This window comes from Pedobacter sp. ok626 (genome assembly GCF_900100435.1).
GTDB lineage: Bacteria > Bacteroidota > Bacteroidia > Sphingobacteriales > Sphingobacteriaceae > Pedobacter.
This window is the reverse complement of the sequence record NZ_FNEX01000002.1, coordinates 500694-517831: the sequence shown is the minus strand read 5'-3', so window position 1 is coordinate 517831 and position 17138 is coordinate 500694. Positions and strand designations below refer to the sequence as shown.

Below are 17138 nucleotides of genomic sequence, written 5' to 3'. Positions count from 1 at the left end.
AAAAGCGAAACGATATATACTAGATATTTAAAAATATTTAGGTGCCTATATCGGTGGTGTCCACCTCTTCCCATTCCGAACAGAGAAGTTAAGCCCACCAGAGCCGATGGTACTGCGGTAACACGTGGGAGAGTAGGTCGGTGCCAAATCTTAAAAGAAAGCCGGTAGTCCAATAGACTATCGGCTTTTCTTGTTTATAAACTTTTTTATTTTCCTTTAGGGGTTTAAGCACATTTGGACTATCGGCTCTCTTATCTTCTGCCAATTTCTGTTTATAGCGCCTACGGATTCAATAGGATTCTGCTGGCAGAGCACACTCAACCATTTGTTGGTATTGGTAATCTGTTTTGTCTCTAAAAGCGTTTGGTTCAATCATGATATCATAGTTCCCCTTGCTTGTAATTAGCCTAGTATTATAAGATTTGTCCGCCAATAATCTTTTCCTGTCTTTAAATCGATTAAATCCCTTATCGATGTTCAGAATGCCTATGAAGTGAAATAAGTGGTCTAATGTGATCCATTAGCTTTTGCTGCTGGAACAAGATGGATTGTGCAGCATTAAAACAAATGCAAGAACAATAATTTTAAAGAGGGATTTTCAATGTAATTTGTTAACATTGTTTTTAAATTCAAAAGACTTTAGTACGAGAGATAAGTGATGACTGTTTATAGTAAGCTTCCGGATACCGAGTTGACCACTTTATTGAAAGATGGAGATCAACATGCGTTTACTGAGATCTACAATAGACACTGGAAGCTTATTTATGCACATGTGTACAAGATGCTAAGGGACGAGGACGATGCTAAGGATGTTGTTCAGGAAGTTTTTGGTAATTTATGGCTTAGGGCTGCATCAATAAAGAGTGCGACGAATGTTTCAGGCTTGTTGTATATCGCTGCGAGGAATAAAGTATTTGACCTTATTGGTAAGAATAAGGTGCGCGCAGACTATATTGGTGAGATAGCCAGCTTTATTTCCGATTCGAGCAATGCTCAGGTAGATACCATTGATGAAAAGAGGATTCTTGAAATTCTGGAAAGAGAGATTCAGAAGTTACCCCCAAAAATGCGGGAAATCTTTGAGTTGAGTAGAAAGGACGACCTTTCTCATAAAGAAATAGCCACCAAGTTGAATATCTCAGAACAAACAGTTAAAAAACAGGTTCAGAATGCCTTAAAAGTGATTAAGCCAAAGCTTAACGATATGGGTATTAGCATTGCATTTTTGTTGCTACTGCGTTAATGTCAAATTATTTTAAATTTCTTCTACCCCCAACTTTACTTTCGCCCGTTTACCTGTAAATGAATTCCAAACAAGATGGATAAGCAAAGGGCAAAAGAATTGGTTCAAAGGTATAATCAAGGATTGGCAACGGCTGAAGAAAAGGCCTTGCTTGAAAACTGGTATATGCAAAAATCCGATGACCTTCATCTTGAGGATAATGAGATTGATTTTGAACAGATAGAAGGAGAGATAAGAATAGGTACACTTGAGCGTGCAGGTCTTAATCAGCATATCGTTAAAACCAAACGCTTTAAACTGTGGCCTCGTATTGCTATTGCAGCTTCGTTAATTTTAACTGTTGGTGTTGGATTGCTGTACTTTGTAAACGAATCTGATAGCTTCAATTCGGTAGGAATTCTGGCAAATCGTAACGATATAGCCCCAGGCTCCAACAAAGCAATTTTAACACTCGCAAATGGTCAAAAAATAGTATTGACAGATGCTAAAAATGGAGAGTTGGCCAATGAAGATGATGCTATTATTAGAAAAACTGGGGAAGGACAGCTGGTATATAATGGTAAAGCTGCGAATGCGACTGAATCAGTATTTAATACGATAGCAACGCCTAGAGGCGGTCAATACTCATTGATCTTATCGGATGGAACAAAAGTAATTTTGAATGCGGCTTCTTCCTTGAAATACCCAACGGGATTTAAAGGGAAGGATAGAATAGTGGAGCTTGAGGGCGAAGGTTATTTTGAAGTAGCACATAACAAAGCAAAGCCGTTTAAAGTAATTAGCAAGGGCCAGATTGTAGAGGTGTTGGGAACACATTTTAACATCAATTCTTATTCGGATGAACCAAGCGTAAAGACTACGCTTCTGGAGGGCAGCGTGAATGTCAATGGCACCCTACTTAAACCTAATCAACAGGCGATTTTAACAACTGATAGCAAGATTAATGTGACGAATGTGGATGGCGAAGATGCTGTAGCATGGAAGGATGGGCTGTTTAAGTTTGACCATACTGATATGAGAACTTCAATGCGTCAAATAGCCCGTTGGTACGATGTAGAAGTTGTATATGAAGGCAACGTTAGGGATGAACAGTTTTATGGAAAAATTGACAGAAGTTATACCCTTTCTGAGGTGCTTAAGGTGCTAAAACTCAGTAAGGTCAATTTTAGAATAGAAGGAAGGAAAATTATTGTGATGCCGCAGGGAGATTAATGCCGGGCATTAAATACTAAAATAGAATCAACTAAATAATAAATAACCTAAAACCAAAACCAACCAAAATGATGAAACTTCTACAAAAAAGCGGCTAGGCTCGCTATGGGGTAGCTATGTATAATAAAGCCCGGAGAAGGCTTCGACACTTTTCTCCGGACTGTTGCCTGGGTTACCCATTCCGATAAAATCGGAATGATGAATAATTCTTGAAAACTAATCCAAACCCAAACAATACAAACGTATGAATTTATACTCATATGCAAAAGCTCCCCTGGAATCAGGGTGGCGAATGCGTAAAATCATAATGGTAATGAAACTGATATTTTTCATAATCACCGTCGCTTGTGTGCAGGTATCAGCTATTGGATACTCGCAAAATGTAACCATTCAGCAAAAGGATGCTACACTCACCACTGTTTTTTCCAGCATTGAAAAACAAACAGGTTATAGCTTCTTCTGGAAAAATGAAGACCTGACAAAGCTAAAGGTTGATGTAAAATTGCAGAATGCATCTCTGGAAGAAGCCTTAAAAGAAGTTTTTAAAGGCCTTCCTTTAACCTATTCTATTGTTAAAAAATCAATTGTTGTGCAGGCGAAAGCGCCCAACCTGATAGATCGCGTAGCGGCCCTTTTTGCCGGAATTGATGTATTCGGAATCGTGATTGACACGGATAACAATCCATTGGCAGGAGCAACCATTGTTATTAAAGGAACAAAACGCAGTACAACGACAGCCACCGCCGGACAGTTCGCTTTAAATGATGTTCCTGAAGATGCGATGTTACAGATATCCTACATGGGCTATGTTACTAAAGAGATAAAGGTTAGTGCTATCCCAATGGCTATAAAATTGGAATTAAGTACTTCTAAACTGGACGAGGTTCAGGTGATGGCCTACGGAAAAACGAACCGCCGTTTGTCAACAGGAAACATCGTAACTGTTACGGCAAAGGAATTGGAGCAACAACCGGTACAGAATCCTTTACTCGCTTTACAAGGGCGTGTAGCGGGTATGATTGTAACCCCTACAAATGGGTATGCTGGCAGTCCTGTAAAAATAGAGATCAGAGGCCGAAAAACCATCAGTCCGGATTTTGTATCTGATCCACTATATATTATAGACGGCGTTCCACTGAACAATTTAGATTTGGGTTCCGGGTCCAATTATGAACGCGGTTCCCAGGGAGTAGTTCAAAATGGATTCTCTGTAACCGGAGGTCAAAGTCCTTTTTATAACTTAAACAGTAAAGACATAGAAAGCATTGAAGTTTTGAAGGATGGCGATGCAACTGCAATATATGGTTCAAGAGCTGCCAATGGTGTAATCCTGATTACTACAAAAAAAGGTAAATCGGGTGAGACCAAGTTTTCTGCCAATATAGACCAAGGTTTCAGTGCGGTAACGCAACGTTGGGATATGTTGAATACCCAGCAATATCTGGAAATCAGAAGAGAAGCTTTTAAAAATGATAACATCACACCAACAGCTAATAATGCCCCGGATTTGGTGTTATGGGATCCGAATAAATACACCGACTGGCAAAAAGAGCTTTGGGGTAAAATAGGAAAGCAAACGAATGTATCGATGTCCCTGGCAGGTGGCGATGTGCAAACTCAATTCAGAATAAGCGGTAATTATGGGAAACAAACCGAAATTCTTAGCAGTAAAGGTAGTAATCAACGCGGTTCCCTGGCTTTTAATCTCGGGCACAGTACCAAAGACCGCAGATTTAGAGCAGACTTAAATGGTAATTACTCCTATTCTGCCATTAATACCATCGGCTCCCCTAGCCTTGTTACCCTGGCACCTAATGCACCGGATATTTACGACGAGAATGGTGTCTTGAATTTTGCGCCATGGCGTGCTTCAGGGCCTGATATCAATTTTCCATTTAGTGGCTTAGATAACCCTTATACTTCTAATACAAATATGATAACCAGCAGTTTGAGGTTGTCTTATAAAATACTTCAAAACCTGAGTGTTTCCACCAATATTGGTTATAACTCCAGCAATAATGCTAATAAATTTTTAGGTTATATTTCCGCCCAGGATCCTTTAAGTAATCCGAGAGGATCTACTTTTTCTGGAACAACAAACAATTACAACTGGCTTATAGAACCTCAGATTGACTATCATGTAAAGTTGTTTGGGGGCGAGCTTACTGCATTGCTTGGCGGTAGTACGCAGAAAACAGCGACAAACGCTTTTGGTATTTATGGGTTTAATTTTGAAAGTGATGACTTTATAGAATCCATCAGCATGGCTCCTTTTACACTCATTACTCAAAATCAGGGCTTTTATAAATATGCGGCGGTGTTTGGAAGAATAAAATACAGTTGGGAAGATAAGTATATCATTAACATCAATGGACGTAGAGACGGTTCTTCGCGTTTTGGTCCAGGAAAACAATTTGGTAATTTCGGCTCTATCGGCGCAGCATGGATCGCATCTAAAGAAGATTGGGCAAAAAATGTGCTCCCCTCTTTTATTAGCTTTGTCAAGCTAAGAGGAAGTTACGGACTCACGGGAAGTGATGCAATTGGCGACTATAAGTACCTGACCAGATGGTCAAGTGGTCATGTGGAAAATACACCCCTTCCAGATTATGATGGAGAGAAGCCATTAGTTAGCATGCAGGCCGTAAATCCAAACTACAAATGGCAGGTAAATAAAAAATCGGAAATAGCGTTAAATCTGAGCTTTTTTGATGATAGAATTAACCTGGAGACGGCAATTTATAAGGAGCGTAGCGGCAATCAACTCACAAGTTATCCTACACCATTGTATACCGGATTTCCTTCGGTTACCGCAAATTGGCCAGCACTTATAGAAAATGGCGGTTGGGAATTTACATTCAATGCAAAAGTAATCGATACAAAGGATATCAATTGGACGCTGACTTTTAATGGTTCCAGAAACTATAATAAATTACTCGCTTATCCAGATATTGAGAATTCCCCTTATGCCCTTAAACTGCAAGTGGGTAAGTCGTTAAATACCAAGTATCTTTTTCATTATACCGGAGTAGATCCGTTATCAGGTAGCTACACATTTGAAGATTATAATAAAAACGGTTATGTTCAGCAAACCACTTTTGCGCCAGGGAAGGGTTTAAATGATCAATATGTAGAACTAGATCTTACACCTAAATTTACAGGAGGGTTAGGTAGCCAGTTTAGCTATAAAAACTTTAGTTTTGGTTGCTTTTTCGACTTTAGAAATCAAATCGGTGCAGATCCAAATTATATTTCCGGATTAAGTATTGGTGGTTTTGGAAACCAACCTGCAGATATAATAGGTAACTATTGGAAAAAACCAGGTGATAATGCAAAGTATAGTAAGGCGAGTACAATTACAGATCAAGGTTATAATAACTACGCCAATTCTGATGCTATTTATAGAAACTCTTCTTATGTCCGGTTGTCCAATGTTTCTCTGGCCTACACTTTAAATCAGAAACTGCTGAAGAAATTGGGTGCGGAGTCGGTAAGTGTCTACATGAATGCCCAGAATGTATTTGTGATCAGTAAGGCGGGTGGTATAGATCCTGAATTACAGATGTTTGGAGCGCTACCTCCAGCTAGAGTCTTTCTATGTGGTCTTTCGTTAAATTTTTAATTTTAAAGATGATGATTAAAAGAAGTTTAAATATATATGTGTGTTTGGTAGGTTTATCCATGTTTTTTTGTTTCTCCTGTAAAAAACTGATAAATATTCCGGAGCCAATTACCACCACTACTACTACAAAGATATTTTCTAATGATAGTCAGGCCAGCTCAGCTATGGCAGGTGTATTTACTCAGTTAATTAATGGGATTGATGGTGCATCCCAGGGGCATAGTGGTTTTTCTACCGGTTTAAGTACACTTTTAGGAAGCCTTTGCGCTGATGAACTGACTTATTATAACCAGGGGCCAGGTTGGTACATTTACAATACAAATAAGTTGCTGGTTGAGGATTCCTACAGCTATACCATCTGGGTTACCACTTACAATTCAATTTACGGAGCTAATGATATAATAGAAGGTATTCAGGCATCTACATCTTCAAAACTTACGGCAAGTGTGAGAACCAGGCTTACTGGCGAGGCCAAATTTGTTCGTGCTTTTTCTTACTTCTATCTGGTGAATTTCTTTGGTGATGTGCCACTGGCACTCACTGTAGATTTTAATAAAACGGGAAATATGACCCGTATACCTAAAGCTGAAGTTTATAAGCAGATCATTAAGGATCTGATCGATGCAAAATCAGCTCTTGGTGCTGATTTTGCCAGCTCCAAAACAGGCGAACGTATCCGTCCAAATAAATGGGCTGCAACAGCGCTGTTAGCCAGAACTTATCTTTATACAGGCGCTTATGCAGAAGCAGCAGCCCAAGCCACTGAAGTTATCGCTCAATCCGGGTTATTTCAATTGAAAACAGACTTGAATGATGTTTTTTTAATGAATAGCACAGAAGCGATCTGGCAATTACAACAAAATCCATCATTCGAACCACACAGAAATGCAACACCGGAAGCCTACACTTTACTCCCAAATATTGCAACTGTTGGAGAATATCCTTTTCGCATATCGGATCAATTGAATCCTGTTTTTGAGCTTAAGGATAAACGAAAAACGGATTGGCAGATGTCCCGCGTTGTGAATGGTAAAACGCTTTACTATCCTTATAAGTACAAAATAGGAATGGATAATTCAACTGTAGGAAACATTACAGAATATTATATGGTGTTGAGACTGGCAGAGCAGTACCTGATCAGGGCAGAGGCTAGTGTATTGGGAAGCTCCCAATTGGATTTAGCCATTGCCGATCTAAACGTGATCAGGCATCGTGCCGGCCTTGATGATTTGCCCGCTACGCTATCCAGAGATGAAGTGATTGCTGCCATCGAAAAAGAAAGAAGAGCGGAGCTTTTTGCGGAATGGGGACATCGTTGGTTCGATTTAAAAAGGACTGGTCGGGCACACGACGTACTTTCTGTGATACCCATAAAACAACCATGGAGAGGAGATTACCAATTACTTTTTCCAATACCTCCGTCAGAGATTCTCAATAATCATAACCTGAGTCAGAATCCTGTTTATTAATTATTTTAAAGAATAAGAATATGAGAAAATTTAGAATAAGTGCATGGTTTATCCTGGTTTCCATTTTATTTATGGCATGTAAAAAAGAAGACAGTCTGCCGGTAATGTCTTCACTAATCCTGGTTAATGCTGTTCCGGGAAGCGCTAAACTGGTTATAAACTTAAATGGTACTACCCCAGGATGGGGCTATAGTTATTCTGGTGCGGCATACATTAATTATGGTGTCTTTGAACCGGGTAATAAATTAACAACTTTTGAACTGGAACAACCACTTGGACTGTTTCAGTATCCCGATACTACTGCAACGAGTAAGCCTTTGTTTGACCTGCAGCTTCAACTCAAAAAAGGAAGCATCAACTCTTTATTCCTTACCGGAACAGTCGATCATCCAGATCATTTGCTGGTAACTGATGTCCCACCATTTCACAATCAGAGAGACAGCACATTTGGAATCAGATTTGCCAATTTATCCTACCAGAGTAAGCCGGTGAGCATTTATTTAATTGACGATGGGGTACAAAAAGAAGTAGATGAGTTAGCCTATAAGCAGGTTACAGGGTATATGAATTATCCGGCGCTTGCTCAAACTGGTGATTATAAATTTGAGTTCCGGGATAAAGAAACACAAAAAGTACTGGCTACTTATGAGTTTTCGGCAGTAAACCAGGGGGCAATGAACCGATGGCGGTACAGGAATTTTACACTGGCATTGAAAGGATTGCCGGGCGCTATTGACGCGGCACAAGCACAAAGCCCGTTTCTGATTGACAATTATTAAGAAAGTGATTTAAGCACATACGCTTACGAAGCGATGGGAGGTCTGTAACGCAAAATTACGGAGCGGGTCTTCCTTTGCCTGGAAATCAGGATTACAATAAAAATAACTAACAACAAATAAAGCATAAAAATCAATCAAAAACTATGGAACCAATCGTTCGTATAAGTGGCTTGTCGCACCGTTATAGTACCAGCTGGGCTATACGTGATATCAATATAGAAATTCCGCGCAGTGGCATTGTAGGATTACTGGGCTCTAATGGAGCGGGCAAGTCTACCACCATGAACATTTTGTGCGGCGTATTGACGCCAACTACAGGAAAAGTAATCATCAATGGTATCGACCTGAGTAAAGAACCGGAAAGTGCCAAACAGGAAATCGGTTTTTTACCTCAAACCCCACCTTTATATATGGATTTAACCGTGGATGAGTATTTGATGCACACAGCAATCCTGCGTTCGTTAGAAAAAAACCAGTTGAAAAAGGCGATGGAAGAAGTGAAGGAGCTTTGCGGACTGACACACATCAACAAAAGACTGATCAAGAATTTATCCGGTGGTTATAAGCAGCGTGTGGGCATTGCACAGGCGATTATACATAGACCGAAACTGGTGGTATTTGATGAGCCAACTAATGGATTAGATCCAAACCAGATTTTGGAAGTGCGTTCGCTGATCAAGGATATTGCCACGGATCGAGCCGTAATCCTTTCAACGCATATCCTGACGGAAGTACAATACCTGTGTCGCGATATTGTGATGATTGAAAGCGGACGGATTGTATTTGCAGATACCATGGAAGCTTTTGACAATTATATCGCTCCGCACAGCATGTTGGTGGTCATGGAAAATGCGCCGACAGCCGAAGTTTTACAAACCATTGAGGGTATTTCCAGAGTAGAGTACCTAACTGAAAAACAATTACGAATTTATTTTAACGGGGATAAGGGGATTTCTGAAGCTATTGTACTGGAAAGTGCAAAACAGGGCTGGCGCTTGCGTGAGCTAAATCTGGAAAAGAATTCCTTAGATGAAACCTTCGCTCAATTGTCGAGAATCTCCAATTAAAGACTTATAAAATGAAGAAAACAATACAAATAGCAAAACTGGAACTCAGTCTGCTGTTTTATTCTCCCATTGCATGGTTGCTCATACTGGTATTGCTGGTACAAATGACGCTGGCTTTTATACCGAGTATAGGTGAACTACAGCACATGCAGCAATTTATTCCCGGCTTTACTTTTTTAACGGAAAAACTATATAGTTCTTCCGTTTCATCGCCAATAGTTTCCGAAGGTATTTTCTATTCCATCCTCGCTAGTTTGTATTTATATACGCCCTTAATGACCATGGGCATCATCAGTCGCGAAACCAATAGCGGAACCATTAAATTACTGTATTCATCTCCGATAAAGTTAAGCCAGATCATCTATGGTAAGTTTATAGGTATGTTGGTTTATAACCTGGTGATCGTTGGGATCATGAGCCTGTTTTTTGTTATAGGTGTATTCAGTATCAATCATTTTGATTATCCACATGTATTGGTGGCTATGCTGGCTGCATTCCTGTTGCTGAGTACGTATTCAGCCATAGGTATTTTTATGTCCAGTCTAACAACTTACCAGGTGATTGCAGCAATCTGTACGTTCGCTGTGCTCGCATTTCTGAACTATGTTGGAAGTTTTGGCCAGGGATTGGATTTTGTACGGGATCTGACTGCCAGTCTTTCCATGCCTAGTCGTGCAGAACGTATGGTGAAGGGGCTGCTGAGTACACGCGAGGTCTTTTACTACGTCGCTGTTTCGGGTATATTTTTGTCATTGACGATTGCCAGGCTGGAACTGGCCCGTACTTCCAGATCTGTCTTTCGCCAGTCTTGCCGGTATATGGGTATTGTAGCTGCGGGGTTAGCCGTTGCTTATATCAGTTCACGTCAAATACTGATTGCTTATTATGATGCGACCGATACTAAGGTGAATACCATCGTTAAACCTGTCCAGGAAATCCTTAAAAAAATGGGGGATGAACCGGTGGAAATGACGGCCTATATTAACGGATTGCATTACAGCTATGCTGAAGCGGCGCCTGTAAAGCGGCTGATGGCCGTAAGCGTTTGGGAACCATACCAACGTTTTAAATCGAATATCAATCTGAACTGGGTCTATTATTATGATAGTTTTGATCCGCAGTTTTATGCCGCGAATCCTGGAAAAAGTCTGAAAGCTGCGTTCAAAGAATATGCTAAATCAGCAGAAATGGATACTTCACGATTTTTAAGCCCGCAGGAGGTGCGTAAGCAGGTAAATCTGAGCCAGGAGGGGGGGCGTGTAGTGATCCAGCTGAAATATAAAAATAAAACAACCTTTCTGCGAACTTTTGACGATGGGGGTTTTTGGCCTGAACAAGCTGAAATTGCTGCTGCTTTGAAAAGGCTGATTGTAACTCCGCCTAAAATTGTCTTTGCAACAGATGGCTATCAACGGAGTATAGATAAAATTGGAGACAGGGATTATAAAATACTTTTTAACAATAAGTTGTCCAGAGGGTCATTCATCAATCTGGGATTTGACCTGGACAGTGTTGCGATAGAAAATGCGGAGATCCCTGAGGGTATTGCTGCATTGGTTATTGGCGATCCAAAGGTAGCCTTTAGTCCGATTGCACTAGGCCGGCTTCGGAAATATATTGAGAATGGGGGAAATCTGATGGTCGTGACAGAACCTGGTAAACAGGCCGTGGCCAATCCGCTTTTGGATTCACTGGGCATACAGTTGCGTAGTGGAACGCTGGTTCAGCGCAGCAGGGATTATTCTTATGGTCTGGTTACCCCATTTCTGGCTAAGGGAGCAGTCGCAATGGCTCCAGCATTACAAGAAGCTTATCAGAAGCAATTGGTGGTATCCATGCCGGGTGCCGGAGCATTAAGTTATGATACGACCGGAAGATTCCAGGTGCAGCCGCTCTTGATGAGCGATGCCCGCAACAGCTGGATTAAACAGGGTGCTTTTGTGCTGGATTCAGCAGCACTCATTTTCGAAGCAAAAAATGGCGACTTACAAGGCGCATTTCCCCCTGCGATAATGCTTACCCGGAAAGTGAAAAATAAAGAACAGCGTATTGTGGTATCTGGTGACGCTGATTTTTTTAGCAATAAAGAGCTCAGCAGGGCTAATATGGAAACAGCTAATGGCAAGTTCATTTACAGCATTATTAGCTGGTTTTCAAATGAAGAGTTTCCGGTAGACATGAGCCGGCCGGAATCCAGGGATAACCGTCTGATATTGACTAAATCCGGAGTTAAACTATTAGAGATATTGTTTTACGGGATTATCCCGGGTGCGATCCTTTTGTTTGGCATTGTGCTTTTAACACGCAGAAAACGTAAATAAGATGAGCTTTATAACCGATAAACAAACGATCGATGATTTGAATATCTTCTCCAAATCGGGGAGCGATTCGATCTACCATATTTTCAACAAAACCTTCACGCAGGGCGGTGCGGCCCTGCTGGAAGAGCTGTTCCGTAATCCGCTTGCAGACCACCGGGCCATCAATGACCGGGTGGCCGTGCTGCGGTATTTTCTGGAAAGCAAAACCGCTTTTCCTTTACAGGGCAACCGCTTTGAAGAAGCCGAACGCTATTTAAGCAATACCGACCCGCGCAGCCGGTTATCCAACCAGGGGTTCAGTATGGCTGATTTCAATGCCGCTGCACAAAGTGTAACCGCACTGATGGAGATTTTGCAGGGACTGAAAAAGTTTCTGCAGGAGATCCAGGCTAAAGTAACTGGAAATCCTTACGGTGCTGAGGTGGAAAAAGTACTGGCTTTGTTGAATGCCAAAGAACTGGAACTGTTATTTACAGATCATAGCAAGGGCAAGATCTCTTCCGGGAAGATTGTGGAGTACGACAATATTTTACGGTTCCAGCAGCGGGGACTGCTGGAAAAAATATTGCAATACATCTATCAACTAGATGTGTACATTTCCATTGCGGGGGTAGCCCGGGAGCGAGGATATAGCTTTGCTGCAGCTTTAGAAAGAAATGCAAACCGACTGGACTTGCAAGGTGTTTATCACCCTTTACTGAATAAACCGGTGGCCAATTCGCTAACCATGACCCCGGACAGCAATATTGTATTCCTGACCGGTGCAAATATGGGTGGTAAATCTACCTTCATGAAATCCCTGAGTATTGCCATGTACCTGGCGCATTTGGGTTTCCCCATTGCGGCAAAAAGCATGGAATTCTCGGTTTGCGACGGGATGTATACCACCATCAATTTACCGGATAACCTGGCCATGGGTGCCAGTCATTTCTATGCCGAGGTACTCCGTGTAAAAAAGGTTGCCGTTGAATTGGGGGCCGGTAAAAACCTGTTTGTGGTTTTTGATGAGCTGTTCAGGGGCACCAACGTAAAGGATGCTTATGAAGGCACGATTGCCATCATGGAAGCCTTTGCCAGCAAACCGCACTCTCTTTTTGTGATCTCTACCCACATCATGGAAGCGGGGGAGGTACTGCAAAAGAAATGTAAAAACATGATTTTCCGTTACCTGCCTACACGCATGGAAAACGGCAAACCTATATACACCTATACCCTCACCGAAGGTATTACCGATGACCGTCATGGGATGATCATCATCAATAACGAGGGTGTGATTGAGCTGATCCAGGATAAAAAGCAAGCCAAACAACCACATGCTGATTTCCTGGCCGACAAGCAGACCATTGAAGATTTGAACCTGCAGGGCAAGTTTAAACAGCAATCCATTTACAGTTTATTTAACCATTTGCAAACCCGTGGGGGTGAAAAAATGCTGGAAGGGATGTTTGCAAGACCCTTGAAAACACCAGGTCAGATCAACCAGCGCAGTGCCACATTTGCTTTCTTCCAGCAGCACCGGGTGATTTTCCCGGTGATCCGTTCACAGGTAGAATCGATGGAAGATTACCTGTCCGGTGGAGCAGGAGCAGCCTTACCACGGGTAGCCTGGGGCATTTTTGCCAAAAAATTCAAACAAGTGCTTTTTCACAATGCCGAACTGCTGCAGTTACAGGCTGGCCAGTCGGTTACGATCGAAGTTCTGCAGGCTTTCAGGGATTTCTTTAAGGAATTGAAAGGAAAAGCAGGTGTTGAAATTTATCAGAAAGACCTGGATACCGCATGGAAAGTATTACAGGATTCCAGGTTGCAAAGCCTGCTGGACGCTCCTGAAGGGCAACTTTCATTGATGCAACTGATCAAAAATGACTATGTGATCCGCCATGCGATGATCAGCCAGATGGAAAACCTGTTGAAACTGATCTATGAGCTGGATGTCTTTATAGGGGTAGCAGCTGTCGCTGCGGAACAGGATTTCGTTTATGCGAAGGCTTTGCCAGCCGAACAGATGGTTTTGGATCTGGAAGGTTTCCGCCATCCGGGATTGAGAAAAGGGGTGAGCAATAACCTGCGGCTGACTAAAGAAAGAAACATGCTGTTTTTGACAGGGGCAAACATGGCAGGTAAATCAACCTTTATGAAATCGATGGGCATCGCGGTTTACCTGGCACACATGGGCTTCCCGGTGGCGGCCAAAAGGATGGAGTTTTCGGTAAAAGACGGGCTGTTCTCCTCAATTAACGTATCGGATAACCTGGATATGGGCTACAGTCATTTTTACGCAGAAGTACTGCGTACCAAAACGGTGGCGCAGGCAGTGAACGCCTCGCAGGATTTGTATGTGTTGTTTGACGAATTGTTTAAGGGTACGAATGTAAAGGATGCCTACGACGCCACCTTAGCGGTCACCAAAGCTTTCTCTGAAAACCGGAACAGTTTCTTTGTGGTCTCTACCCACATCATTGAAGTAGGGGAAGCCCTCGGTAAAATATCGGACAATGTACAGTTCTCTTTCCTGCCAACCGTGATGAAAGAGGGGGTGCCGACTTATCCATATACGCTTGCAAGTGGAATTACTACTGATCGTCAGGGTATGATCATCATCGAAAACGAAAAGATTGTGGACATTATTAAAGCAGAACAATATGCTAACTAAATATAAATTCTTAGGACTGTTGTCCATTGCTGCACTTTGTCTGCCGCTGGCCTGCAAGACACAGCTGGATACCCAGCCACTACTGCTGGATCCTGAACTGCGTACAGGAAAATTACCGAATGGTTTTACTTATTATATTCGCAAAAACAAAACCCCTCAAAAACGGGTAACGATGTATCTGGCTATTAAAGCGGGTTCTATTCTGGAAACCGATCAGCAAAGGGGAGTAGCCCATTTTGTGGAACATATGAGCTTCAACGGGACCAAACATTTCCCTAAAAAGGAACTTTCTAATTACTTGGAGAAAGCCGGGGTCCGGTTTGGTGCAGATCTCAATGCCAATACAGGGCTGGATGAAACTGTATATCAGCTGCCATTGCCATCAGATCAACCAGAATTGCTGGCTAATGGTTTACAGATCCTGCGTGACTGGGCACAGGAAGCAAACATCGAAGCAGAAGATGTAGAGAAAGAACGCCATGTCATCCTGGAAGAAAAACGTTACCATCAGGGACTGACGCAGCGTTACCAGGAAAAAGTGGTCTCTTTTTATACCAATGGCTCCCGTTACGGTTTGCGTTTACCCATCGGTACAGAGGAAGTCTTAAATAAAGTAACTGCTGAAGAGATCAGAGGTTTTTATAAAGACTGGTACCGCCCAAACTTGCAGGCCATATTGGTTGTGGGTGATATTGATGTTGACCAAATGGAAAGAGACATCAAAGCAAAGTTTTCAGATCTTAAGAACCCGGAAAAGGAAAAAGAGCGTACAGTGTATCAGGCCAGGCTGACTGGCAAGAACCAGTACATGCAATTTATTGATCCGGAGATAGGTGGAATTGCTATGGAGATATTCATGAAAGAGTCGGCTGACACAGTAAAGACCGCAACAGATTACCGCAGCAACCTGCTGAAGCAACTGTTTGGAGCAATGGTCAATGCCCGGTTTCGCGGCTTACCAATTGCGGGTTTTACCACGTTAACAGGCGGTCTTAATGCCTTCTCGGTAAATTTAACAACCAAGCCAGCGGAGACTGAACGGGGTCTGAAAAGTATCTGGCTGGAATTGCGCCGGATGGAGGAACAGGGCTTTAGTCAGGCAGAACTGGACCGGGTGAAAAAAACACAACAACAGAAAATGGAAGATGCGCTGAAAGAAAAAGATAAAACATCTTCAGAGGTATTAATCAGACCTTATTTGCAGCATTTTTTAACAGGTACCTCAGCTCCCGGTATCATAGAAGAACATAAACTGAACACTGAATTACTTCAGGATATCAGCCTGGATGAGGTCAATGCCCTAATGGGTAAATACCTGAAAAGTAATAACAGGGATATCATTGTGAAATCTTCTGCACACAATAAAACATTTTTACCGACTGAGGCAACGGTACAGCAATGGATTGAAAATGTCTATACTCAACCTATGACTGCTTATGTGGATGATGTACAGGACTTACCGTTATTGAAGAAAGAGCCCATACCCGGAAAGATTACCGATATGGAAGAAGTCAGTAAAGCAGGACTTCAGAAAATCACCCTTAGCAACGGAATGACTGTACTGTTGAAAAAGACAGATTTCCAGAACGATCAGATTGTGTTTAAAGGTCTGGCAGAAGGTGGCGCATCTTTGTCTGCCGATGCAGATTATGAAAGTTCGATTAATGCAGCCAATATCATTACAGCAGCGGGGGCAGGTAATTATGATGCATTACAGTTGGGTAAATTGTTAGGTGGTAAAAAAATACAGGTGAGCCCTTTTATCGTGGATAATTACCAGGGCTTTAATGGCAGTACAACACCGGAGGATTTACCTTTAGCATTAGAATTAGTGCATGCATATTTTACGGAACCTCGTAAAAATGAAGAATCATTCATAACGCTTGTCGAAAGGTCTAAAGAACAACTGGCCAATGCTGGTCATAGCCGGAGCACAACATTTTTGGATTCTGCAAATTTCATCTTAGGCAATTCTCATGTCCGCAAAAAACCACAAAGTCTGGATAGGTTAAATGCGATTAAACTCGATAAGGCATTTCAATTCTATAAAGACCGATTTGCAGATGCCTCGGGATTCACATTTCTGTTTGTTGGAAATCTGGATCTGGAAAAGACGAAGCCTTTACTGGAGAAATATCTGGGCTCATTACCTACCAAAGGTTTGAAGGAAACGATCCGCGATCTGGATGTACGTGTACCTCCGGGGCGTATTTCTAAAACCATTTATCTTGGCAATGAGCAGAAGTCGAGTGTAATTCTGGTTTATTCTGGTGCTTTCGATTACAGTTTTGAAAACAGCATTAAAATGAATGCTATTGCTGATGTGCTAAAGATCAACCTGACGGAGCGGCTTCGTAACCAGGAAGGTGGAACCTATGTCCCAAATGCACAGCTGACGCTTTCTAAGTACCCTAAAGGCAGGTTTAGTCTGGCATTTACTTTCGAATGTTCACCACAAAATGTTGAAAAACTCATTGCTTCTGCACAAGATGAACTGGATAAAATAAGAACAAAAGGTCCCTCTGCTGAGAATCTGCAGAAATTTAAAGCTGCACGCCAGGTTGGTCTGCAAACCGGATCAACAAATAATGATTTCTGGCTGGATTACCTGACTTCTCAACTGATGAACAAAGAACCTTTGACCCGGTTTTTCGATTACAACAGCGTACTCAATACCATTACGCCAAAATTAGTTCAGGAAGCTGCAGCAACTTTTATTCAGGATAAGAACTATACCAGGCTGGTGCTGATGCCGGAAAAAAAATAAGTATA

At 41.9% G+C, this 17138-nt stretch carries 9 protein-coding genes and 1 rRNA gene; all 10 read left to right on the top strand.

Annotation, left to right across the window (positions count from 1 at the left end; translation table 11 throughout):
* Nucleotides 1-37 precede the first annotated feature (37 nt).
* Nucleotides 38-149 (top strand): 5S ribosomal RNA (rrf, locus tag BLS35_RS04305).
* Between the two features lie 509 nt (nucleotides 150-658).
* Nucleotides 659-1243, top strand: a complete 585-nt coding sequence (locus tag BLS35_RS04300; RefSeq protein ID WP_090778135.1) for an RNA polymerase sigma factor — start codon at nucleotides 659-661, stop codon at nucleotides 1241-1243.
* A gap of 75 nt (nucleotides 1244-1318) precedes the next feature.
* The gene (locus BLS35_RS04295; RefSeq protein WP_090778133.1) at nucleotides 1319-2455 is read left to right on the top strand and encodes a FecR family protein; all 1137 of its coding nucleotides are present in this window, start codon (nucleotides 1319-1321) and stop codon (nucleotides 2453-2455) included.
* 313 nt (nucleotides 2456-2768) lie between these two features.
* Nucleotides 2769-6077, top strand: coding sequence for a SusC/RagA family TonB-linked outer membrane protein (locus BLS35_RS04290; protein WP_165973442.1), 3309 nt, complete (start codon nucleotides 2769-2771; stop codon nucleotides 6075-6077).
* An 8-nt stretch (nucleotides 6078-6085) separates the two neighbouring features.
* Complete coding sequence (locus BLS35_RS04285; RefSeq protein WP_165973443.1) at nucleotides 6086-7546, top strand: RagB/SusD family nutrient uptake outer membrane protein; 1461 nt, start codon at nucleotides 6086-6088, stop codon at nucleotides 7544-7546.
* 20 nt (nucleotides 7547-7566) lie between these two features.
* Complete coding sequence (locus BLS35_RS04280) at nucleotides 7567-8325, top strand: DUF4397 domain-containing protein (protein ID WP_090778128.1); 759 nt, start codon at nucleotides 7567-7569, stop codon at nucleotides 8323-8325.
* A gap of 143 nt (nucleotides 8326-8468) precedes the next feature.
* On the top strand, nucleotides 8469-9392 hold the full coding sequence (locus BLS35_RS04275) for an ABC transporter ATP-binding protein (protein ID WP_090778126.1): 924 nt from the start codon (nucleotides 8469-8471) through the stop codon (nucleotides 9390-9392).
* Between the two features lie 11 nt (nucleotides 9393-9403).
* Nucleotides 9404-11713: a DUF4350 domain-containing protein gene (locus BLS35_RS04270; RefSeq protein ID WP_090778124.1), complete on the top strand. Its 2310-nt coding sequence runs from the start codon at nucleotides 9404-9406 to the stop codon at nucleotides 11711-11713.
* Nucleotide 11714: 1 nt separating this feature from the next.
* Nucleotides 11715-14366, top strand: coding sequence for a MutS-related protein (locus BLS35_RS28135; RefSeq protein WP_254778657.1), 2652 nt, complete (start codon nucleotides 11715-11717; stop codon nucleotides 14364-14366).
* Nucleotides 14356-17133, top strand: a complete 2778-nt coding sequence (locus BLS35_RS04260) for a M16 family metallopeptidase (protein WP_090778122.1) — start codon at nucleotides 14356-14358, stop codon at nucleotides 17131-17133. The genes BLS35_RS28135 and BLS35_RS04260 overlap by 11 nt, the downstream gene beginning before the upstream one ends.
* Nucleotides 17134-17138 lie beyond the last annotated feature (5 nt).

Bases quoted from the DNA above. Each gene is read 5' to 3' on its own strand.
- BLS35_RS04260 (WP_090778122.1), top strand. From the start codon at position 14,356: ATGCTAACTAAATATAAATTCTTAGGACTGTTGTCCATTGCTGCACTT.
- BLS35_RS04295 (WP_090778133.1), top strand. From the start codon at position 1,319: ATGGATAAGCAAAGGGCAAAAGAATTGGTTCAAAGGTATAATCAAGGA.
- BLS35_RS04270 (WP_090778124.1), top strand. From the start codon at position 9,404: ATGAAGAAAACAATACAAATAGCAAAACTGGAACTCAGTCTGCTGTTT.
- BLS35_RS04300 (WP_090778135.1), top strand. From the start codon at position 659: ATGACTGTTTATAGTAAGCTTCCGGATACCGAGTTGACCACTTTATTG.
- BLS35_RS04275 (WP_090778126.1), top strand. From the start codon at position 8,469: ATGGAACCAATCGTTCGTATAAGTGGCTTGTCGCACCGTTATAGTACC.
- BLS35_RS04290 (WP_165973442.1), top strand. From the start codon at position 2,769: ATGAAACTGATATTTTTCATAATCACCGTCGCTTGTGTGCAGGTATCA.
- BLS35_RS04285 (WP_165973443.1), top strand. From the start codon at position 6,086: ATGATGATTAAAAGAAGTTTAAATATATATGTGTGTTTGGTAGGTTTA.
- BLS35_RS28135 (WP_254778657.1), top strand. From the start codon at position 11,715: ATGAGCTTTATAACCGATAAACAAACGATCGATGATTTGAATATCTTC.
- BLS35_RS04280 (WP_090778128.1), top strand. From the start codon at position 7,567: ATGAGAAAATTTAGAATAAGTGCATGGTTTATCCTGGTTTCCATTTTA.